17 protein-coding genes, 2 pseudogenes and 1 riboswitch are annotated in these 21,786 nt (G+C 72.7%); of the genes and pseudogenes, 10 read left to right on the top strand and 9 right to left on the bottom strand.

Features of this window, described 5'->3' with window-relative positions:
- Positions 1 to 58 precede the first annotated feature (58 nt).
- Positions 59 to 883 carry an SDR family oxidoreductase gene (locus tag Athai_RS21260; protein ID WP_203963130.1) on the top strand — a complete coding sequence of 275 codons (825 nt, stop codon included), beginning with the start codon at positions 59 to 61 and terminating at the stop codon, positions 881 to 883.
- A gap of 305 nt (positions 884 to 1,188) precedes the next feature.
- Here the strand turns inward: Athai_RS21260 and Athai_RS21255 are convergent, their stop codons facing one another.
- Entirely contained in the window at positions 1,189 to 2,052 is an 864-nt protein-coding gene (locus Athai_RS21255; RefSeq protein ID WP_203963129.1) for an oxygenase MpaB family protein, read from the bottom strand.
- A gap of 389 nt (positions 2,053 to 2,441) precedes the next feature.
- Between Athai_RS21255 and Athai_RS21250 the strand changes: the two genes are divergently transcribed.
- Positions 2,442 to 2,801 (top strand): nitroreductase/quinone reductase family protein, encoded by a 360-nt coding sequence (locus Athai_RS21250; RefSeq protein ID WP_203963128.1) that lies wholly within the window; start codon positions 2,442 to 2,444, stop codon positions 2,799 to 2,801.
- Between the two features lie 24 nt (positions 2,802 to 2,825).
- Here the strand turns inward: Athai_RS21250 and Athai_RS21245 are convergent, their stop codons facing one another.
- Both Athai_RS21245 and Athai_RS21240 read right to left on the bottom strand, forming a co-directional pair.
- Positions 2,826 to 3,143 carry a translation initiation factor 2 gene (locus Athai_RS21245; RefSeq protein ID WP_203963127.1) on the bottom strand — a complete coding sequence of 106 codons (318 nt, stop codon included), beginning with the start codon at positions 3,141 to 3,143 and terminating at the stop codon, positions 2,826 to 2,828.
- Between the two features lie 69 nt (positions 3,144 to 3,212).
- Positions 3,213 to 4,934, bottom strand: coding sequence for a DEAD/DEAH box helicase (locus Athai_RS21240; RefSeq protein ID WP_203966001.1), 1,722 nt, complete (start codon positions 4,932 to 4,934; stop codon positions 3,213 to 3,215).
- 455 nt (positions 4,935 to 5,389) lie between these two features.
- On the opposite strand from Athai_RS21240, the gene Athai_RS21235 reads away from it, so the two are divergent.
- A complete protein-coding gene (locus Athai_RS21235) occupies positions 5,390 to 6,079 on the top strand; it encodes a ferritin-like fold-containing protein (RefSeq protein ID WP_239157066.1) in 690 nt (229 codons plus the stop codon).
- A gap of 216 nt (positions 6,080 to 6,295) precedes the next feature.
- On the opposite strand, the gene Athai_RS21230 is transcribed toward Athai_RS21235, so the two are convergent.
- The gene (locus tag Athai_RS21230; RefSeq protein ID WP_030448723.1) at positions 6,296 to 6,523 is read right to left on the bottom strand and encodes a DUF3107 domain-containing protein; all 228 of its coding nucleotides are present in this window, start codon (positions 6,521 to 6,523) and stop codon (positions 6,296 to 6,298) included.
- A gap of 360 nt (positions 6,524 to 6,883) precedes the next feature.
- Positions 6,884 to 7,536 (bottom strand): annotated as a pseudogene (locus Athai_RS21225) (TetR/AcrR family transcriptional regulator).
- Between the two features lie 448 nt (positions 7,537 to 7,984).
- Between Athai_RS21225 and Athai_RS21220 the strand changes: the two are divergent.
- Positions 7,985 to 10,372, top strand: coding sequence for a hypothetical protein (locus Athai_RS21220; RefSeq protein ID WP_203963126.1), 2,388 nt, complete (start codon positions 7,985 to 7,987; stop codon positions 10,370 to 10,372).
- A 99-nt stretch (positions 10,373 to 10,471) separates the two neighbouring features.
- Here Athai_RS21220 and Athai_RS21215 read toward each other — a convergent pair whose 3' ends face one another.
- From Athai_RS21215 to Athai_RS21200, 4 genes are all read right to left on the bottom strand, one after another.
- Positions 10,472 to 11,455: a C40 family peptidase gene (locus tag Athai_RS21215; protein ID WP_203963125.1), complete on the bottom strand. Its 984-nt coding sequence runs from the start codon at positions 11,453 to 11,455 to the stop codon at positions 10,472 to 10,474.
- Between the two features lie 11 nt (positions 11,456 to 11,466).
- A riboswitch (cyclic di-AMP (ydaO/yuaA leader) is annotated at positions 11,467 to 11,617 on the bottom strand.
- A 217-nt stretch (positions 11,618 to 11,834) separates the two neighbouring features.
- Positions 11,835 to 12,593: a polyprenyl diphosphate synthase gene (uppS, locus tag Athai_RS21210; protein ID WP_203963124.1), complete on the bottom strand. Its 759-nt coding sequence runs from the start codon at positions 12,591 to 12,593 to the stop codon at positions 11,835 to 11,837.
- Positions 12,594 to 12,733: 140 nt separating this feature from the next.
- Complete coding sequence (locus Athai_RS21205; RefSeq protein WP_203963123.1) at positions 12,734 to 13,285, bottom strand: hypothetical protein; 552 nt, start codon at positions 13,283 to 13,285, stop codon at positions 12,734 to 12,736.
- Between the two features lie 208 nt (positions 13,286 to 13,493).
- Entirely contained in the window at positions 13,494 to 13,859 is a 366-nt protein-coding gene (locus Athai_RS21200; RefSeq protein WP_203963122.1) for an STAS domain-containing protein, read from the bottom strand.
- A 405-nt stretch (positions 13,860 to 14,264) separates the two neighbouring features.
- On the opposite strand from Athai_RS21200, the pseudogene Athai_RS21195 reads away from it, so the two are divergent.
- From Athai_RS21195 to Athai_RS21170, 6 genes and pseudogenes are all read left to right on the top strand, one after another.
- Positions 14,265 to 15,232 (top strand): annotated as a pseudogene (locus Athai_RS21195) (formylglycine-generating enzyme family protein).
- Between the two features lie 119 nt (positions 15,233 to 15,351).
- On the top strand, positions 15,352 to 16,380 hold the full coding sequence (locus Athai_RS21190; RefSeq protein WP_203963121.1) for a LacI family DNA-binding transcriptional regulator: 1,029 nt from the start codon (positions 15,352 to 15,354) through the stop codon (positions 16,378 to 16,380).
- A 216-nt stretch (positions 16,381 to 16,596) separates the two neighbouring features.
- Positions 16,597 to 17,916: an ABC transporter substrate-binding protein gene (locus Athai_RS21185; RefSeq protein WP_203963120.1), complete on the top strand. Its 1,320-nt coding sequence runs from the start codon at positions 16,597 to 16,599 to the stop codon at positions 17,914 to 17,916.
- Between the two features lie 81 nt (positions 17,917 to 17,997).
- Positions 17,998 to 18,975: a carbohydrate ABC transporter permease gene (locus Athai_RS21180; RefSeq protein ID WP_203963119.1), complete on the top strand. Its 978-nt coding sequence runs from the start codon at positions 17,998 to 18,000 to the stop codon at positions 18,973 to 18,975.
- Entirely contained in the window at positions 18,968 to 19,807 is an 840-nt protein-coding gene (locus tag Athai_RS21175; protein ID WP_239157065.1) for a carbohydrate ABC transporter permease, read from the top strand. Before Athai_RS21180 ends, Athai_RS21175 begins: the two co-directional genes overlap by 8 nt.
- A 28-nt stretch (positions 19,808 to 19,835) precedes the next feature.
- Complete coding sequence (locus Athai_RS21170) at positions 19,836 to 21,785, top strand: glycoside hydrolase 5 family protein (RefSeq protein WP_203963118.1); 1,950 nt, start codon at positions 19,836 to 19,838, stop codon at positions 21,783 to 21,785.
- The last annotated feature ends 1 nt before the right edge of the window (position 21,786 follow it).

Below are 21,786 nucleotides of genomic sequence, written 5' to 3'. Positions count from 1 at the left end.
TAGTCATCCAAGAAGATGATTATGCTGTCTTCGAGATTGATTAACGAGGGGAGTCACCATGATCGTCGTGACCGGAGCGACCGGCGGCGTCGGCGGCGACGTCGTCCGACAGCTCACCGCCGCAGGCCGTCCCGTCCGCGCCCTGTCCCGCCACCCCGAGTCGCTCGACGTACCCGACGGGGTCGAGGTCCGGGGCGCCGACCTCGCCGACGGCGACTCGCTCGCCGCCGCATTCGCCGGCGGTACCGCACTGTTCCTGTACGCGACGTTCGGCGACCCGGACCTGCCCGTCGCCGCCGCCCGGGCCGCCGGCATCGAGCGGATCGTGCTGCTGTCCTCGGCCGCCGTCCGGGACGGCGCCGGTGACCGGATCGCCCGGCACCACCGCGCGGTCGAGCAGGCGGTCGAGGCGTCCGGGCTGGCCTGGACGCACCTGCGGCCCGGTGGGTTCGCGAGCAACGCGCGATGGTTCGCCCCGCAGGTACGGGACGGGGTCGTGCGGCTGGCCCACCCGCAGGTGGGTACCGTACCGATCGACCCGGCCGACATCGCCGCGGTGGCGGCGCACGCCCTGACCGAGGACGGCCACGCCGGCCGGGCCCACCGGCTGACCGGGCCGGAGTGGCTCACCCAGGCCGACGAGGTCCGGATCATCGGCGCGGCGCTGGGCGTGCCGCTGCGGGTGGAGCAGGTCGACCCGGAGACCGAGATCGCCGTGCTGGCCCGGTCGATCCCGGAACGCTTCGCCCGCGGCCGGCTGGAGATCCAGGCCGCCATGGTCGGCCAGCCCTCGTACGTGGTGGACACGGTCGAGCGCATCGTCGGCCGGCCGGCCCGGACCTTCGCCGACTGGGTCGCCGACCACGTCGACGACTTCCGCTGACCGGCGAGGCCCGTCGCCGGGCTCCTCCGCGCCTCGTCGACGCCGTCCGGTGGCCGGCGAGGCCCGCGTCGCCGGATTCCGCCGCGCTCTGCCGGCCGGCCGTCGGATTCGGCCGGACCACCTCGGCGGACACCGCGGCTGCCGGCGCGCATCCGGGGGCCCGGTCGGCGGCGCCGGTCCCGGGGCGAAGCGCCGGGCCCGCGGCCCGGTCGGCGGCGCCGGTCCCAGGGCGAAGCGCCGGGCCCGCGGCCCGGTCGTAGGCGCCGGTCAGGATCCCGGGGCGAAGCGCCGGGCCTGCGGCCCGGTCACAGACCCGGGTCCCGGCCTGCGAGGCGGGCTCGGTGCAGGCCGTCGCGGACCCGGGGGGAGTGCCGGAACCGTTCCGGCAACGCACCGGTCGCGAGCCGCAGCGACCGGGCGGCGAGGCTGGCGCCGAGATCGCCGACCGGCAGGCCGAGCCCGCCGTACCGGCGCCGCGCCCAGCCCGGCAGCAGCCCGAACGCCACCGCGGCGACGCCCATCCACCCGCCGCGGGCCGGCGTGTACCCGAGACCGCGCGGCATCGTCGGCCAGAACAGGAACGCCGCCGCGGCGGCCGCGTCCCGGGTGATCGCCAGCCGCGGCTGCATGGCCGCGTAGTACTCGGCGATCGCGGTCGCGGTGGCCGGCACGGTGGCCGGATCCAGGCCGACCAGTTCGGCCGCGCGCAGTTGCTCGGTGTAGTACCGGTCGACCTCGGCGTCGGTGAGCCGGATGCCGCCGCGCCGGGCGGTGGAGACGAACGACTCGACCTCGCAGACGTGCGTCCAGCGCAGCAGCTCCGGCTCGTCGATCCGAAACTCCGCCCCGGTGTACGGGTCGTGCCCGCGCAGCCGCCGATGCACGCCGCGGACCTTCGCGCCGGCCCGCCGCGCTTCCTCGCTGGTCCCGAACGTCACCGTCGCCACGTAGTCGCCGGTGCGGTACAGCCGGCCCCACGGGTCGGTGCGAAAGTCGGAGTTCTGGGCGACGCCGGCCATCGCCCGCGGGTGCAGCGCCTGCAGGAACAGCGCGCGCAGGCCACCGACGGCGAGCAGCAGGTTGCCGTGCACCCGCCAGCTGACGCTGTCCGGCCCGAACAGACCGAGGTCCGGACGCGTCGAGGCATCGACCGGCTTCGCTACGTTCACTCCGCAAGCCTGCCACCGACCCTCCGCCGGGCCGGGCCGGCCCCGCCCCTGGCGCCGGTCTGCCACCCCGCCCGGCCACGGTCGCCCGTCGCTCGCCGTCCGCCGTCCACCGCTCGCCGTCCGCCGTCCGCCGTCCACCGCTCGCCGTCCGCCGCCCGTCGCCGGCCACCGGCTCGCGTCGTGCCCGGCGCGGGCCGGATGGGACCACGTCACGGCCTCACTCGAACGGTGACACTTCGTGCTGAACCGTTTGCGGTTAGACGTCCGTAAAAACCCTCCGAGCAGCGCGCCGGCGACCTGATGCCGGGCGTTCCGGGAGGTAGCTTTGGGTGTGTTGGCGGTGGTAGTGAGCCCTCGGCACGGCCGAGAGCCCTTGGACGAAGGGCACGATGCAGATGCTCACGGATCTCGCACATGGTGATCTGGCGACGGCTCCGCACGTCTTCCTGACCACGCACGGTCGCGGTGAGGGACGTTCGCAGACCGTCGAGCTGTGGTTCGCGGCATATCGCGACACCGTGTACCTGCTCTCGTCGAGCGGAGACCGGCCCGAGTGGGTCCGCAACATCAGCCGCGACCCGGACGTGGAGCTACGGATCGGCCGCTACACCCGGACCGGGAAGGGACGCGTGATCGCCGACCCGGACGAGGCCAACCGGGCCCGCCGTCTGGTGGCCTGCAAGTACGCCCCGCACGCGCCGAGCGGCTGGGGCAGCGAATGCCTGACGGTGGCGGTCGACCTGAGCTGACCACGCTCGGCGCATCGCCCGCGGTCAGCCCACCAACCGGGCGCAGACCATGATGATCAACACCAGCACCACGGCGCCGGCCACCAGACCCACCCCGTAGGTGATGGTGCGCGCCGCGCGCTCCTCCTCGTCGATCCGGGCGTGCTGCTGCGCCGGCATGTCGCGCGGTGGCGCGGTCGGCACCACGACCGGTGGTCGCCAGCCGGCCGGCGGCGGGGTGCTCGGCGGCGGCGGTTCGTACCCGGGTTCCGGTGCCGCGGCGACCGGATCGCGCCGGGGCGCGGCGGCACCGTCCGGTGGCCGCCGCCAGTACGCGTCGTCGGCGCGGTCCGCGTTCGTCACGGCAACGACGCTACCAACCGCGGGCCGGCCGGGCGCCCGCGCCGGTCCGACGAGCGCGGGCGTTCGGCATCAGTCGGTGCCGGGATCGATCGACGGATCGGCGTTGCCGCCACGCGCCTGTGCCGGCCGGCGCCGGCGCCGCCGGTTGCGCCGGGCGGCCGAACCGCCCTCGGTGGTCGCCGCGTTGTCCGCCGCGTCCTTCTCGGCCGGCTGCGCGGTGTCCGCGGACCGCTCGACCACGGCGCCGTCGTCCAACCGCCGGCGGCGCCGGCGGCGACCACCGGACGTCTCACCTGCGGCCGGCTCGGCCCGGTGCCCGGGACCCTCGGCGCGCGCCGGGGTGTCCGGGCGCTCGCCCCGGCCACGGCCGCGACGGCCGCTGGAACGGCGGCGGCCACCCGCCGGACGGTGGTGTGGCTCGATGTCCTCTTCCTGCTCGGCGGCGAGGCCGGCTCGGGTGCGCCGCTCCGGCGCCAGGGTGCCGGGCGCGCCGGCCGGGATGTCCAGGTCGGCGTAGAGGTGCTCGGAGGTGTGGTAGGTCTCCGGCGGGTCCGCGACCCCGGCGCCCAGCGCCTTGTGGATCAGCTTCCAGCGGGGCAGGTCCTCCCAGTCCACGAACGTCACCGCGACGCCGTGCGCGCCGGCCCGGCCGGTACGACCGATGCGGTGGGTGTACGTGTCCGGGTCCTCCGGGCAGTCGTAGTTGATCACGTGCGTGACGCCGGTCACGTCCAGCCCGCGGGCCGCGACGTCGGTGGCGACCAGCACGTCGATCTTGCCGGTACGAAACGCGCGCAACGCCTGCTCGCGCGCGCCCTGCCCGAGGTCACCGTGCACCGCGGCCGCCGCGTACCCGCGGAAGTCGAGGTCGTCGGCGAGCTTCTGGGCGGCCCGCTTGGTCCGGCAGAACACCATCGTCAACCCGCGGCCACGCGCCTGCAGGATGCGTGCCACCACCTCCGCCTTGTTCAGCGAGTGGGTGCGGTACACGTACTGCTCGGTGAGCGGGTTCGGGCCGGTCTCGGCGGTGTGCGTGGCGTGGATCGTGATCGGCCGGTGCAGGTAGTTGCGCGACAGCGCGACGATCGGATCCGGCATGGTGGCCGAGAACAGCATCGTCTGCCGCTTCGTCGGCAGCATCTTGACCAGCTTCTCGATGTCCTCCTGGAAGCCCAGGTCGAGCATCCGGTCGGCCTCGTCGAGCACCAGGATCCTGATCCCGGTGAACACCAGGTGCTTGGACTTCGCCAGGTCCAGCAGCCGGCCCGGGGTGCCGACCACCACGTCGACGCCGGTGGCCAGCGCCTCGATCTGCGGTTCGTACGCCCGGCCGCCGTAGACCGGCAGCACCCGGATGCCGCGCAGCTTGCCGGCGGTCTCGATGTCCCGGGCGACCTGCAGGCCGAGCTCCCGGGTCGGCAGCACGACCAGCGCCTGCGGGCGGCCGTCGGCGCCTTCGGCGGGGCCGACGATGCGCTGCAGGATCGGCACCCCGAACCCGAGCGTCTTACCGGTACCGGTCGGCGCCTGGCCGATCACGTCGGAGCCGCGCAGCGCGATCGGGATCGCATCCTGCTGGATGGCGAACGCGTGCTGGATGCCGACGTTCGCCAGCGCCTGCACCGTCTCGTCCCGCACGCCCAGCGCGCGGAAGGAGGGGCTGTCGGGCCGCACCGGCGCGCTCGCGGCAAGCTCGCGCACCGCCTCTGCGGCGGAATCGTCTGAATTGTTCGGATCGGTGACCGACCCGGTCGGTGCGGCGACCGCCTCCGCGGGGGCCGCGCCCGGCATGTCGCCGGCGGCCTCGTCCCGGTCCGGACGCTGGTCGCTCTCGGTGTGTGTCTGCAGTGTGTGTCCCTCTCCCGCCACGGCGCTGACGGCGCGGCCTTCGCGGCGCGCCGCGGCCGACCGATGCGTCGGCCACCATCAACCACCGACTCTCGCCGCCACGCCGAAAGGCTCGGCGTGCGTTCGGCGTCGCGGCCGGGGGGCCAGACCCGCCGCCGGTGCCACCATGGGCGGTGCGCCGGCGTGCGGGGCGGCGTCGCGGGTATCCGTGGCGTCTTCTGTGTGGGTCCGTTGTCCCCACCTCACGCGCCATGGTACGTGCTGATCGGATGATCTGCCGAACCGGCGGTGACCGGGCGACGTCCGTCCGGCGTCCCGAGCGGTAACCTGCCGTCGACACGCGTACCGGCCGGACCGGGTGCGCGCGGAACGGCCGGGGCGTGGAGGGGGCTGGCGAGGTGGCAGAGGACACGCAGGACGAGCCGGCGACCGACGGTGGGTACGTGCCGCCGACGGCGGCGGTGGTCGCGCTGCTCGGCGTCCTGGCGTACGGCACGCTGGTGGCGTTCGACCGGATCGCCGCCGACGCCCGAATGGCGCCTGACCTGCGACGACGGGCCATGCACTCGGCGATGGCCGCGGTGGAGATCGGCAACTACCAGCGGCTCGCCGACCGGCTCACCGAACTCGGGGCCGACCCGGACGCCGCGATGGCCCCGTTCGCCGGCCCGCTGGACGCCTACCACGACTCCACCCAGCCGCGAGACTGGCTGGAGGGCCTGGTCAAGGCGTACGTGGGGGACGGCATCGCGGACGACTTCTACCGCGAGGTGGCCCGGGTGCTCGCCCCGCGCGACCGCGAGCTGGTGCTCGACGTGCTGCACGACACCCGGTACGAGGACTTCGCCTCGGCCGAGATCCGGGCCGCGATCGCGGCCGACCCGAAGGTGGCCAACCGGCTCGCCCTGTGGGCCCGGCGGCTGATGGGGGAGGCGCTCAGCCAGGCCCAGCACGTCGCCGCCGAGCGGGACGAGCTGACCATGCTGGTGCTGCACGGCTCCGGCGACATCGCCGGCGTGATGGACCTGATCAAGCGGCTGACCGCCGCGCACACCGACCGGATGACCAGCCTCGGCCTCAACAACTGAGCCGCCGGGCGAGTCGAGCCGCCGGGAGTCGAGCGCCGGGTGAGCCGAAGCGCCGGTGAACCGAAGCGCCGGCTGAGCCGGGGCGCGGGTTGAGCCGATCCGCCGGGAGGACCGATCCGCCGGGAGGACCGGCGACGCGGCGGCAACCCGGAACGACCGAGGGGCCGCCGACGATCGCTTTCGCGACCTCCGACAGCCCCTGCGGGGTCCGCCGACTCAGCCGGCGGAGAAACCGATCGGCCGCGGGCTGGACTCGGCGATCTCGACGTAACCGATCTTGTCGACCGGGACGATCACCCGCCGGCCCTTCTCGTCCTCCAGCGCCAGCACGCCGGACTTGCCGGCCAGCGCCTCGGTGACGGCCTGTTCCACCTCGGCCGGAGTCTGCTTGCTCTCCAGCACGAGCTCCCGCGGTGCATATTGCACACCGACCTTGACCTCCACGGCCGCCTCCTTGCTCGCCTCCCGCTGCGATCAGAAGCGTATCCGACCGATCACCGGGACACGGTCGTTGGGGCGTTCGGGCTCGGATCCAGGTCGGGACCTTGCCGAACCGGACCAGCTCCCGGTACGTCCCCGGCCGCACCGGATCGAGAGCGAGGCGCGGCGGGTCGGCCACCGCCGCGCCCGGCGACTGCGCACCGGCCAGGCCACCGAACCACGGGCGCGAGGCGGCCGTGTCGATCGACCCCGGGGGGACCGCGGCGATCGGCGATCGGCGGCCGGCCCGGCCTCCGGGCACCGGAGTGGCGCTGATCACCCGGTGTCCGATCCGCGCCCGGCCGGGCCGTGGCGTCCGTCGGGTCAGTCGTCCGGGCGGCCGTCGGCGAGCGGGAAGTTCGAGATGCCGCGCCAGGCGAGCGCCGCGACCAGCGCGACCGCGTCCGGCTTGGGCACCGCCCGGGCCGACGCGAGCCAGAACCGGGCGGCGTTCTCCGCGGCACCCGTCAGCGCGACCGCGAGCAGCTCCGCCCGATCCCTGCTGACACCGGTGTCGGCCATGATCGTCTCGGTCACCGCCTCGATGCAGCCGCGCTCGGCACGCTCCACCCGCTCGGCGACCGCCGGGTCGTTGCGCAGGTCGGACTCGAAGACCAGCCGGTACGCCTCGCCCTCGCCGTCGACGAAGTCGAAGTAGGCCTGCATGGCGCCGGCCACCCGCACCTTGTTGTCGCTGGTCGCGGCCATCGCGTCGCGGACCCGGCTGACCAGCGCGTCGCAGTGCGTGTCCAGCAGCGCGAGGTAGAGCTCCAGCTTGCCGGGAAGTGCTGGTACAGCACCGGCTTGGAGACGCCGGCGCGCTCGGCGATGTCGTCCATCGCGGCAGCGTGGTAGCCCTGCGCGACGAACACCTCCTGGGCGGCGGCGAGCAACTGTGCGCGGCGCTGCGACCGCGGCATCCGGACCGGCTGCGGTCGGGTCGCACCGGAGCGCGCCGGGCCGGGGTGGGCGGTCATGCCGACACCTGCCGCTCGATCGAAGCTTCCCCGACCGTGGGTGGAACGTCTGCCCGCATGAGTGGCCTCGCTTTGCTGCGGCGGACCCGGCCACGTCGCGGGGCTGCGGTGCGGTCCATGGCCGGCTGTTCCCTGTGAGCCTAACGGAGTCCGGGAGCGTCCCCTCCGGACCCGCGCAGTACCGGACGAGTCGCTGTGCGCCGTCCGGGGCCGGACGATCGTGATCTTCCGGTACCGACCGGTAACCTTGCCGTGGCGCCGGTGCGGCCGCCGTCGCTGTGCCAGGCCGAGCCAGCGGCGCATAATGTTCGCCGATCCGGCACAATCGGCGGACACCGGCGGGAACGCCGCTCCGGCAGTCGACCCGCGCAGGCGGGTGGCACGGACGCGGCCCGTCCGGCCGAGCCGGTGTGGCCGAGAACGGGACAACCGGGTGGGGAGCGTGCGGGTGTACGAGCCGACCAGACCAGATCCGCCGGCGCCGGACGACTCCGGTTCGCGCGGCTACCGGATCGGTCCGTGGCCGCCGGTGCCCGCCGAGTCGCCGGGCGCGCCGGACACCGAGACGACCGCGCGGCTCTCCCGCCGGCACCAGCGGCCCGAACCCGAGCCGGCCGAGCCACCGGCGCCGCCGCGGCCCCGGCGCCGGCACGGCCGGGACGACACCACTCAGACCCCGGTCCTCGGACAGATGCCGGCCGCGTTCGGCGCGCCCGGGGCGGTGCCGCAGTGGACCTCCCCCGAACCCACCGAGCCGCCGCCACCTGCCTCGGCCGGCCCGTGGCCGCCGGCCGAGCCGCCGGGCCAGTGGTCCGCCGCCGAGCCGCCGGGCCAGTGGTCCGCCGCCGAGCCGCCCGGCCAGTGGCCGGCCGCCGCGGAGCCCTCCGGGCAGTGGTCCGCGCCGGGCCAGGGCGGCTCCTGGCTCGCGCCCCACGCCGCCGGCCAGCTACCGGCACCGCAGGCCCCGACCACCGAGCAGCCGAACGGCTGGCCGGCACCGCCGGCAGACCAGGCGGACGACTGGCTGGCGCTGCCCGAACCGCCTCAGCAGTGGGGCGCGCCCGCCGGGCAACCGGGGCAGCCCGCGACGCAGCAGCCCGGCTCGGCGCCGTCGGCCGAACCGTCCGGCCAGTGGCCAGCGTCGGCCGAACCGTCCGGCCAGTGGGCCGCCGCGCCCGAGCCGGCCGGCCAGTGGTCCGCCGGGTCCGAAACCACCGGCCAGCGGTCCGCGGCACCGGCCATGCCGACCGCGCGGCGGGCCCGGCACGCGCATCCGGACACCGATCCGGCGCCGGCGGACGGGCCCACCATGTTCGGCTTCGAACCGACCACCCGGCACACCCCGGCCGGTCCGGAGGAACCGGCACCGGCGCTGCCGGTACGGCTGGGGCCGCTCCCCCCACGACTGGAACCGCCCACCGGGCGGCGGCCGGCCGGGACAGGGCAGGCCGGATCGGGGTTCGGTCCCGGCAGCGGGCCGGCCGGTGCCGAGCCGCCGCGCCCCGATCCGGTACCGCCGGGCGAGGGGCCGGCCGCCGGCCAGCCGGGTACCGGTGCGGCGGAGCCGTCGGCCCGGCCGGGCCGCGGTGCGCCGCCGACGTCGTACCCGCAGCACCCGGCCGACCCGCAGGCACCCGCCTCGGTGGCCCCGTCGTACCCGGCGGCGCCGGACGGGTCGACCTCGGCGCTGCCGTACCTGGCAACGCCGGAGGCACCGGAGTTCACCTCGCCGTACCCGTCCTCGGCGGCACCCGCCGCCGGCGCGACACCGTCGTTCGGGGCGGCGGGTGGTGCCGACCCGGCCGCGGCCGAGCCGTCCGGCACGCCGGCGGATCCGTTCGGCCGGCACGCCGCGTCGGCCGAGGACGGGACGTGGGCCGTCCCGCCGCGGGTGCAGTCCGCCATCGACGCGGTGCGGGCGTCGCGGCCCGGCCGGCACGCCGGCGCCGCTCCGACAGCGCCGCAGCAGCCCACCGACCTCGCCGCGCGCCCCGCGCCGGAGCCCGCGACCCCGGCCGGGGCCGCCGCCCGTGCGGAGCCGGACCGGCCGGGCGCCGGGGCACGGCCGGCGGGACGCGGCGGTGCGGACGCGCCGACCACCGAGACGCCGGTGCTCGCCGCCCCCACCCGGGTGGATGCGGAGAGCGTGCTGGCCGCGGTGCGGGACGTGCCCGGGGTGCGCGGTGCCGACCTGCGCACCGACGCCTCCGGCGGCCGTACGCTGCGGCTGGACGTGGCGGACGGGGTGGACGCGGACGAGATCACCGCAGCCGCCGGCGACGCGCTGCGCGACCGGCTCGGGGTGGAGGCCCGGCTCACCGTCGCCGACGCCGACGCCGACGCCGAGCTGGACACCGCACCGGACGATCGCGCCGAGCTGGACCGGGCTGCGGGCGCCGACAACGCGCCCGCGCTGCGCTCGCCCGGCCGTACCGGGGATCCGCGGGCGGTCATCGAACGCATCCAGGTCGCCACCGCCGGGTCCGAATGCGCGGTGGAGGTGTGCCTGACCGCCGACGGGGTACGGGCGGTGGGCCGGGCCGGCGGCCCGGCGCTCGACCCGTACCTGCTGCGGGTGGCGGCGCAGGCCACCGCCGACGCGGTCGGGGTGCTGGTCGCCGGGCGGGCCCGGTGCGCCGTCGAACACGTCGACGTGGTGACGGCCGGCCCGTGCCGGGTGGTGGTGGTCGTGCTGGTGCTGCTCGCCGGTGACACGGCGGAGCGGTTGGTCGGGTCGGCGGTGGCCAGCGGCGATCCGCGGCAGGCCGCGGTGCGCGCCACGATGGCCGCGCTCAACCGGCGGCTGGTTCCGCTCCTGGACTCCGTGCTGGCCTGAGGCCGCGTGCGGCCGGCCGGAGGTCGCCGGCTGGCCGGCAGCCCGGACGCAGGACGGCCGGTACCCCGTCGCGGGGGACCGGCCGTCGGGGTGCTGCGATCAGGGGCGACCGATGCCGTAGACCGGCATCATGTCGATCGACGACACCTTGACCACCTCGCCGAACGTCGGCGCGTGGATCACCTTGTCGTTGCCGACGTAGATCGCCACGTGCCCGAGGTTCTCGTAGAACACCAGGTCACCCGGTGCGATCTGGCTCCGGCTGATGTGCGTGATCTGGTTGTACTGGTCGGCCGCGACGTGCGGCAGGCTCACCCCGGCCTGCGCCCAGGCGGCGAGCGTCAGCCCGGAGCAGTCGTACGAGTTGGGCCCGGCCGCGGCCCACGCGTACGGCTTGCCGAGCTGCGCGTACGCGAAGTCGACGACCGCGCCGGCGCGCCCGGACACGTTCGGCGGGGTCTGCCCGGAGCCGGTGCCGGCGGTCTCGGTGGCGCTGCCGTACGCCTGCTCGCGCAGTTTCTTGAGCTTGTCGACCTTGGCCGAGATCGACGCCTTCTTCTTCTTCAGGTCCTTGATCTGCTTGCTCTGCTTGGCGTAGAGCGCGGCGAGCTCCTTGTGCTGCCCGTCGAGCTTGCGCTTCGCGGTGATCAGCGAGCGGATCTCGCCGGACTGCTGCGCGCTGAGCCGGTTGAGCGTGGCGATGTTGTTCAGCGTGTCGCTGGAACTGCCGTTGAGCACCGCGTTCCAGGCGGTGGCCGGGCCACCCTTGTACGCGGCGGCGGCGATCGCGTCGACCTGCTTCTGCGCGGTGGCGACCTTGCCGGACAGCGGTTTGAGCTGCTTGTCCACCGCGGCGATGCGCTTCTTCGTCTTCTTCTGCTCTTCGGTGATCTTGTTGTACTGCTCGACCACCTTGTCGAACTGGGTCGACTGCTGCTTGATCTGCTGCTCCAGATCGGCCTGCGACGGCGCGCCGTGTGCCGGCGTGGTACCGACGAGGGCTGCGGCGGCCACCGCAGCGGCCGCGACCGCGGCCAGTCCGATCGTGCGCAGCGACGCCCACCTCGGGTGTGCTGTGTCCATCGGGTCTGCGCCCTTCTTCCTCAGACCGCCTACCGGGTTAGCTGACGGGTTCGGGCGGGAAGAGCGCCCTACCGGGACTGTGGCCTGTCCATGGCCCCGGATTCACCCCGTGGTACGGGTGGGTCCTCGGCTCGCCTGGCGGCGACTCGGCGGTGCCGTCCGGAGCTGCCCGACGGGGCGGCAGGGGGCCGAACGACCCCGTTACGGTAGCCGTTCCGGCGCCGCGGTCAACGCCGTCGCGATCGGCGCGGTGACCATCCCCACAGCACTTTGACGGACCGTCCGGACGCGACTGCGCAGCGCGTCGATCCGTTGGTACGAACAGGAATCGACGCGCCGCACCGTGGTCGCAGGGCGGCGCGGTGTGACCGTGCGTTCGTCACGCACCGAAGCGGCGCTGGCGCTCCGCGTACGAGCGGAGCGCGCGCAGGAAGTCCACCCGGCGGAACGCCGGCCAGTAGACGTCGCAGAAGTACAGCTCGGAATAGGCGGACTGCCACAGCAGGAAGCCGGAGAGTCGCCGCTCGCCGCTGGTACGGATGACGAGGTCCGGGTCCGGCAGGTCGGCGGTGTACAGGTGCGCCGCGATGTCGTCGGCGGACAGCGTGGCGGCCAGCTCGTCCATCCCGGTACCGGCCGCCGCGGCGTCGGTGAGCAGCGACCGGAAGGCGTCCACCAGCTCCTGGCGGCCGCCGTACCCGATCGCGATCGTCAGGCACGGCCCGGTGCCCGGCCCCTGGTCGGCGGCGAGCTTCAAGGCGTGCGCGGTCGAGTCCGGCAGCAGCTCCAGCCGGCCCGCCACCCGCAGCCGCCAGCCGGCCCGCGGGGTGCTCGCGCGCTGCTCGATGGTGCGCATCAGGAAGTCGAGCTCGCCCTGGTCGCGCCGGGCCAGGTTCTCGGTGGAGGCGACGAACACGGTGACGTGCTCGATACCCAGTTCGGTGCACCAGTCGAGCAGGTCGTCGATGTGGTCGGCGCCGGCCTGATGTCCCATGCTGACGCTGGCCAGCCCGGCGGCACGGGCCCAGCGCCGGTTGCCGTCCATGATCAGGCCGACGTGCGCCGGGCGGGTCGTGCGGCCGAGCGAGGCGCGCAGCCGCCGCTCGTAGAGGCGATACAGCAGGTTGCGTGGCGTCATCGGACCAGCCAACCAGGCAGATGTGTGCATTCGGCGAAGAAGCCGTGCCGGTACGCGGAAGGCCCGGCACCGCAGCAGCGGTGCCGGGCCTCCCGGTGGTGCAACGCGGCCGGCGGATCCCGCTCAGCGCGGGTGACCGGTCAGCGCGCGAACGGGTTCAGCGTCGGGTCGTCCGGGTCGCTCACGCCGTCGGAGTAGTGCACGGTGTCCAGCGTGCCGTCGCCGTCGGTGTCGGTGGCGACCGCGTCGATGCTGCCGTTCTCGTCCCGGTCCACGCCGACCTGGTCCAGGGTGCCGTCGCCGTTGCTGTCCACCGCGTAGGTGTCGGCGGTGCCGTCGTAGTTCTGGTCCGCGACGACCTGGTCGACGTTGCCGTCGCCGTCGGTGTCCCGACCCACCAGGTCGACGTGGCCGTCACCGTTGCGGTCGGCGTAGACGGTGTCGGCGGTGCCGTCGCCGTTGCTGTCGACGACCTCGGTGTCGAGCCGGCCGTCGCCGTCGGTGTCGTAGAAGACCTCGTTGGCGACGCCGTCGCCGTCGGTGTCGACCATCACCATGTCCGCCACGCCGTCGTGGTCGGTGTCGACGATCATCGTCTCGGTGCCGTCGGTGTGCTGCTCGACGATCACGTCGTCGGCCACGCCGTCGCCGTTGACGTCGACCGAACTGTCGCCGCTGTCGAAGTCGCTCATGGTCCCCTCCATGAAGAACCCGCGTGCGCGGGAGGTCGAGATCCCGCGCTGCCGCGGGGCCGTTGGCTGCGACGGTGTCGCCGGTCGCGATCCGTTGCTGAGGCCAACAGTGCCAGAGCACCACCGGCCGGGCCATCGCGGATTCGTGCCACCCGGTGTGCGGCCGGCGGCGCCGGGTTCCTGCCCGCACGCGGTGCCGGCGGGTCGGTCAGCCGGCGCTGGAGGCGGACCCGAGCAGCGCCTCGATCGCCGCGTCCAGGTCGGGGTAGAGGTTGAAGATCGTGGTGAGCTGGGTCAGCTCCAGGATGTCCAGCACCCGTCGCGGCGCGGCGGCGATCGCCAGCCGGTGCCCGGAGTTGCGACCCTGCTGGTAACCGGCGACCAGGACGCCGAGCCCGGTGGAGTCGAGGAAGTCGACGCCGGACATCTCGACCACGGCATCGCGCTCGGCGAGCGCGGTGGTCAGCTCCTCGCGCAGCCGCCACGCGGTGTCCACGTCGATGTCGCCGGACACGGTGAGCACGGCGAGGTCGTCCCGGTCGGCGCGGGCCAGCTCGAACGTCGGGCGGCTCATCGGCCGGGCCCCAGCCCTGCGGTACGAAGCATTCCCGTCGTCATCGCCATGTCCCGATTCTCCCTGAGCTGCCGGACAACACAGTGTCTCCTACCCGCCGACGGGCAGTTCCTAACGGGTTGCCGCGGCAGAACTTGCGGGGAGCAAACGCACCAACCGGGTACCGTCCGACGTCACGGTGAGGGTACGGCACGCGCCGGCCGAACGGGCACGCTCCGGACGGGACGAGGCCCGCGCAGCCGGTCGGCGAGGCCGAAGACGGCACGAACCAGCCGAGGCGGGTGTTCGCGGTGCCGGGGCCGGATGGGGTCACCGCCGTCGCGGTCGGCGGCATCGTCCTGCTCCAGCTGGCCCGCTGACCGGTGCGCTGCCCGGGTGCGGGTGCCGGGGACGACAATGGCGGTGATGAGCACGACGCGAGACTCCGACCAGACGCCCAGCTGTTGCGCGCCGACCAGGCCGGACGGGCACCGTGACCCGGCGCCGCGGCCCGCCGCCGGCGGGCCCGGCCGGCCCCGGTTCGGCGGGTTGGTCGCGCTGCCCGGCGGCACGTTCCGGATGGGTACCGACGACCCGGACGGCTTCCCGGCCGACGGCGAGGGCCCGGTACGGGAGGTGACGGTGCGGTCGTTCCGGATCTCGGCGACGACGGTGACCAACGCGCAGTTCGCCGCGTTCGTCCGGGACACCGGTTTCCGCACCGACGCCGAGCGGTACGGCTGGTCGTTCGTGTTCCACCTGCTGGTGCCGCCGGCGCTGCGCCGCTCCGGTGCCCCGGTGGCCGGCCCGGCACCGTGGTGGCTGGGCATCGCCGGGGCGAGCTGGCAGGCGCCCGAGGGGCCGGGTTCGGACGTGTCGCAGCGGTCCAACCACCCGGTCGTGCACGTGTCGTACGACGACGCGGTGGCCTACTGCGACTGGGCCGGGGTGCGGCTGCCGACCGAGGCGGAGTGGGAGTACGCGGCGCGCGGCGGGCTGGATCAGGCCCGCTTCCCGTGGGGGAGGAGCTGACGCCGCGCGGCCGGCACCGGTGCAACGTGTGGCAGGGCACGTTCCCGACGCACAACACCGAGGCGGACGGCTACCTCGGTACCGCGCCGGTGAAGTCGTTTCGCCCCAACGCTTTCGGGCTCTACAACGTGTCCGGCAACGTGTGGGAGTGGTGCGCCGACTGGTTCGCCGCCGACCGGGCGCCGCTGCCCGACCACGATCCGATCGGGCCGGCCGAGGGCACCACTCGGGTGATCAAGGGCGGTTCCTACCTGTGCCACGATTCCTACTGCAACCGCTACCGGGTGGGCGCGCGCAGCAACAACACGCCGGACTCGTCCACCGGGAACATGGGTTTCCGGGTGGCGGCGGACCCGGCCTGAGGCCGCCGTGGGCCGGCCGGGGTGCGGGCCGCCACACCCGTGAAGCGGCGCGCGGGATTATTTCGCGGCCATATACTTGACCGGTTCAGTTGAACGGTCAAAAAAGGAAGGCGGCGCGGATGAAGCGGCCGACGATTCTGGACATCGCCCGCGCTGCCGGGGTGTCCAAGGGTGCCGTGTCGTACGCCTTGAACGGCCGGCCGGGGGTGTCCGCGGCGACCCGCGCGAAGATCCTCGCGATCGCCGAGGAGATGGGCTGGGTGCCGTCCAGCGCCGCCCGCGCGCTGTCCTCCGACCGGGCGGACGCGGTCGGCCTGGTCGCCGCCCGCACCCCGGAACTGCTCGCCACCGAGCCGTACTTCATGCGCGTGGTGGCCGGCATCGAGGAGACGCTCGCCGGCCGCGGTACCGCGCTGCTGCTGACCACCGTGCGCGACGAGGCGACCGAGCTGGACACCTACCGCCGCTGGTGGGTGGGCCGGCGGGTGGACGGCGTGCTGCTGCTGGACATGCGTACCGACGACCCGCGACCGGCGCTGCTCACCGAGTTGGGCGCGCCGGGCGTGGTGATGGGCGCGCAGCGCGGGTACGACGGGCTCGCGTCGACCCGGGTGGACGACCACGACGCGATGCTGCGTGCCGTCGGGCACCTGAGCGGGCTGGGACACCGGCGGATCGCGCGGGTGTCCGGGCCGCAACGGCTGGAGCACGCCGCGCGGCGCAGCCGGTACTTCGACGAGGCGTGCCGGTCGCTGCTGGGTGCCGAGCAGGTGCAGGTGGAGGCCGACTACACCGCGCACGGTGGGCTGGTGGCCACCCGCGGGCTGCTGGCCCAGCCGGACCCGCCGACCGCGATCATCTACGACAACGACGTGATGGCGGTGGCCGCGGTGAGCGAGCTGACCAGCGCCGGCATCCGCATCCCGGCCGACCTCGCGGTGCTGGCCTGGGACGACTCGCCGCTGTGCGAGCTGGTCCGGCCGGCGGTCACCGCGTTCGAGCACGACGTCTCGGCGGAGGCGGGTGCGGCGGCCCGGTTGCTGCTGGCCCGGTTGGCGACCGGTACCGCGGAGGACGTCTGGCTCGGGCCGCGTCAGCTGCGGGTGCGTGACTCCACCGCTCCGGTGGGCGTGACGAAGTCCGCTTAGCGGCTGTTGCGAAGATCCGGGCGCGCCTCGCAACAGACCCTGGGTACCACTCTTGTCACCACCCGGTCACCTCGACGTATCGTCCAGGTGAACCGGTTCAGAAATCGGCTCGTGTGGGTTAACATCAGCGACACCTGAACCGGTTCATGTCGTGTGCCGGACGGACCGGCGAGCGGCACGGACGCCGCGTGGCAGCGCGGTGCGAAGGAGTCGATCGTGCGTAAACGGATTCTCGGGGTGGTGGCCCTGTCGGCGGTGCTCGTCGCCGGGGCCGGCGGGCTGACGGCCTGCGGCTCGTCCGACAGCGGCTCGGACTCGAAGACCATCACCTACTGGGCAAGCAACCAGGGTTCCAGCATCCAGAACGACAAGGACGTGCTGGGCCCGGAGCTGAAGAAGTTCACCAAGCAGACCGGGATCAAGGTCAAGCTGCAGGTCATCGGCTGGAACGACCTGCTCAACAAGATCACCACGGCGACCACCTCGGGCCAGGGGCCGGACGTGGTCAACATCGGCAACACCTGGTCCGCCTCACTGCAGGCGACCGGCGCGTTCGTCGACTTCGACAAGTCGCACATGGACACGATCGGCGGCCAGGACAAGTTCCTCGCCACCAGCATGAGCTCGACCGGTGCGGCCGGCAAGACGCCGACCTCGGTCCCGCTGTACGGGCTGAGCTACGGCCTGTTCTACAACAAGAAGATGTTCGCCGACGCGGGCATCAAGAACCCGCCGTCGAGCTGGCAGGAACTCGTCACCGACGCGAAGAAGCTGACCAAGCCCGGCGGCAAGCAGTACGGGATCACCCTTGCCGGCGCCAGCTACACGGAGAACGCGCACTTCGCGTTCATCTTCGGCCAGCAGCAGGGCGGCAACTTCTTCGACAAGTCGGGCAAGCCGACCTTCGACACCCCGCAGAACGTCAAGGCGGTGCAGCAGTACACCGACCTGATCAGCAAGGACAAGGTCGCCACGCCGGCCTCGGCCGAGCACACCACGACCAACGACGCCGTCGAGGACTTCACCTCGGGCAAGGCCGCGATGCTGCTGGGTCAGAACAACACCAACACCGGCATCGAGGCCAACGGGATGAAGGCGTCCGACTACGCGGTCGCGCCGATCCCGATGCTGAGCCCGCTGCCGGCCGGTGGCAAGAAGATCAACTCGCACGTCGCCGGCATCAACATCGCCGCGTTCAAGGGCGGCAACGAGACCGGCGCGATGAAGTTCATCAAGTTCATGACCAGCGCCAAGGAGCAGGTGATCCTGGACAAGGCGTTCAACGCCCTGCCGGTGACCAGCGAGGCGGCGAAGGACCCGGCGTTCCAGACCCCGGAGAACAAGATGTTCGTCGACGTGCTGGCGAACACCGCGGCGCCGATGCCGATGATCACCGACGAGTCGCAGTTCGAGACCACCGTCGGTAACGCGATGAAGGACCTGATCGCGCAGGCCGCCACCGGCAAGTCGGTGAGCGCGGCCGATGTGAAGAAGTCCCTCGGCGACGCTCAGCAGAAGATGCAGAGCGGCGGCTGAGCGATCTCGGGAGGGTGGGCGTCGGTCGACGTCCACCCTGCGGAGACCTCTCACCTCGGTTAGTGAAGGCGGAATCGTCTGATGACGGCAACTGACTCTGCCGTCCGGGACGGGCGACGCGCCGGCAAGGGGTCCGACAGGACCCCGCGCCGCCGGCGCGTCGCCCAGCACCGGTGGCTGCCGTACCTGCTTCTCGCGCCGGCGATCATCTTCGAGCTGCTGGTGCACGTGATCCCGATGCTGACCGGGATCGGGATCAGCTTCCTCAAACTCAACCAGTTCTTCCTGCGCAACTGGTTGGAGGCGCCGTTCGCGGGGCTGTCCAACTACCACTACGCCATCGACGTCAACGGCAGCATCGGCAAGGCGCTGATCTGGTCGTTCGTCGTGACGATCGGGTTCACCATCCTGGTGGTCGGGATCTCCTGGGTGCTCGGCATGTTCGCCGCGGTGATGCTGCAGCGCTCGTTCCGGGGCCGGGCGCTGCTGCGGACGATCTTCCTGATCCCCTACGCGCTGCCGGTCTACGCCGGCGTCATCGTCTGGAAGTTCATGCTGTCCCGCGACAACGGGATGGTCAACCACCTGCTCGCGCAGCTGCACATCACCGACGGGCACACGTTCTGGCTGATCGGCAACAACGCGTTCGCCTCCATCGTGGTGGTCGCGGTGTGGCGGCTGTGGCCGTTCGCGCTGCTGACCCTGATGGCCGGGATGCAGTCGCTGCCGACCGACGTGTACGAGGCGGCCGCGGTCGACGGCGCCGGCATGTGGCAGCAGTTCCGCAAGCTGACGCTGCCGATGCTGCGCGGGATCAACCAGGTGCTGATCCTGGTGCTGTTCCTGTGGACGTTCAACGACTTCAACGTGCCGTACACGCTGTTCTCGGCGTCGATCCCGAAGTCGGCGGACCTGATCTCGATCCACGTCTACCAGTCCTCGTTCCAGAACTTCAACTTCGGGCTCGGCTCCGCGATGAGCGTGTTGCTGTTGCTGTTCCTGCTGGTGGTGACCGGGGTGTACCTGCTGTTCACGTCGAGGAGGTCGCGCCGTGCGTGAATCCACGTCGTTCAAGGTGATCCGCGTCGTCGGGCTCACGCTCCTGACCCTGTTCACGCTGGCCCCGCTGTACGTGATGATCGTGTCCGGGCTCAAGCCGCTGTCCGACGTGCAGGGCGCGTTCTCCTGGATACCCAGCCACCTCACGGTGCAGCCGTTCGTGGACATCTGGCACACGATCCCGCTGGCGCGCTACTTCAGCAACAGCGTCATCGTGTCGCTGTCGGCGGCCCTGTTCTCGGTGCTCATCGCGATCTTCGCGTCGTACGCGGTGAGCCGGTGGAACTTCCGCGGCAAGCAGGTGTTCCGGATCACCGTGTTGAGCACGCAGATGTTCCCGGGCATCCTGTTCCTGCTGCCGCTGTACCTGATCTTCGTCAACATCGGGCAGGCCACCGGCTTCGCGCTGCAGGGCTCCCGGGTCGGGTTGATCATCACCTACCTGACGTTCTCGCTGCCGTTCTCGATCTGGATGCTCGTCGGGTACTTCGACACGATCCCGCGCGGGCTGGACGAGGCGGCGAAGGTGGACGGCGCCGGCCCGATGCGCACCCTGTGGTCGGTGGTGATCCCGGCGGCGAAGCCGGGCATCGTGGCGGTGGGCATCTACTCGTTCATGACCGCCTGGGGCGAGACGCTGTTCGCCTCGGTGATGACCAACGACTCGTCCAAGACGCTCGCGATCGGGCTGCGCGAGTACTCCACCCAGATCTCGGTCTACTGGAACCAGGTGATGGCCGCCTCGCTGGTGGTCAGCGTTCCGGTCGTGGTCGGCTTCCTGCTGCTCCAGCGCTATCTCGTCCAGGGATTGACAGCCGGCGCGGTCAAGTAACTCAGCACAACTGTGGAAGAGGGAAAACATGCGGCGTAACTCCGCGAAGGTCACGGTCGGCGATCGGCCGGTGGCCTGGCTCGGCGCCAACTTCTGGTCGCGTACGGGCGGACCGCTGATGTGGCGCAGCTACGACCCGGCGGTGGTACGGGACGAGCTGCGGGTCCTGGCGGAGCACGGGTTGCGGCAGACCCGGTCGTTCTTCTACTGGCCGGACTTCCACCCGGAACCGTCCACCGTGGACGAGGAGAAGGTGGCGCACTACCGGGACTTCCTGGACGCGCACGCCGAGCTGGGGATGAGTTCGATCCCGACGTTCATCGTCGGCCACATGTCCGGGGAGAACTGGGATCCGGCCTGGCGCGGCGGGATCGAACGCGACCTGTACGCCGACGTCTGGCTGGTGTCCCGGCAGGCCTGGTTCGTCGAGCAGATGGTGCGCCGGCTGCACGATCACCCGGCCGTCGCCGGCTGGCTGATCAGCAACGAGATGCCGATCTACGGCCGGCGCCGGGGCCAGCCCGCCGCCCCCCAGTCGGACGTCACCAGCTGGGCGACGCTGATGGTGCAGGCGGTCCGGGCCGGCGGCGGGTACCAACCCGTCTCGCTCGGCGACGGCGCCTGGGGCATCGAGGTCACCGGCGAGGACAACGGCTTCTCGGTGCGCGAGACCGGCGAGCTGGTCGACTTCGTCGGGCCGCACGTGTACAAGATGGACAACGACCAGGTGCGGCAGAACCTCAACGCCGCGTTCCTGTGCGAGCTGGCGGCGGTGGCGAACAAGCCGGTGGTGCTGGAGGAGTTCGGGCTGTCCACCGACTTCGTCTCCGAGCCCAACCAGGGTCACTACTACCGGCAGAGCCTGCACAACTCGCTGCTGGCCGGCGCGACCGGCTGGATCGCCTGGAACAACACCGACTACGACCACCTGAACACGCAGGACCCGTACCGGCACCACCCGTTCGAGATGCACTTCGGCATCACCACCAACACCGGTGCACCGAAGGCGCCGCTGCGCGAGCTGGACGGGTTCGCGAAGGTGCTGGCCGAGGTGGACTTCGTCAACACGCACCGCACCGACACCGACGCCGCGCTGGTCGTCTCCTCGTACCTGGAGCGCGACTACCCGATCTCGACCGCACCGGACCGCAAGCTGGTGTTCGACACCCTGCGGCAGGGCTACCTCGCCGCCCGCGAGGCGCACCTGCCGGTCGCGCTGACCCGGGAGGAGGACGGCCTGGCCACCGACGCGAAGCTGTACCTGCTGCCGTCGACGCGGCAGGTCCTCGCGCCGACCTGGCTGCGGCTGCACGAGTTCGCGGGCGACGGCGCGGTGGTCTACCTGTCGTACTGCTCCGGCGAGCACGGCTTCCACCGCGGGCCGTGGTTCCAGAAGCTGGACGAGATGTTCGGCGTGGAGCACCAGCTGGCGTACGGGCTGAACAACCCGATCGAGGACGACGTCGTCGAGTTCACCTTCACCGAGGACTTCGGCTCGATCGCGGCGGGGGAGACGCTGCGGTTCACCGCGGCGGGCAACGAGCACAGCCGGGCGTTCCTGCCCGTCCAGGCGCGCGGCGCGAAGGTCGTGGCGACCGACCAGCACGGCAACCCGGCGCTGCTGCGGCACCGGGTCGGCGCCGGCGAGACGATCCTGTGCACCTACCCGCTGGAGCACATGGCATCGAAGCAGGGCCGGGTCAACCCGGAGGACACCCACCGGATCTACGACGCGCTCGCCGCGGTGGCCGGCGTCGCCCGCACCGTGACCGTCGACGACCCGAGCGTGTTCACCGACGTGCTGGAGCACACCGACGGCCGGCGGTTCGCCTGGTTCGTCAGCCAGCACTCGGCCGAGCACGAGGTGACCCCGGTACTGCCCGGCGGCGGCACGCTGCGCCCGATCGGCGGCGGCGAGCCGGTGTCGCAGTTCACCCTGCCGGCGTACGGCGTCGGCGTGTACGCGCTGGAGGTCTGAC

The sequence above is a fragment of the Actinocatenispora thailandica genome (genome assembly GCF_016865425.1).
Classification (GTDB): Bacteria; Actinomycetota; Actinomycetes; order Mycobacteriales; family Micromonosporaceae; genus Actinocatenispora; species Actinocatenispora thailandica.
Note: the sequence above shows the minus strand (reverse complement) of the source record. Positions and strands in the feature narration are given on the sequence as shown.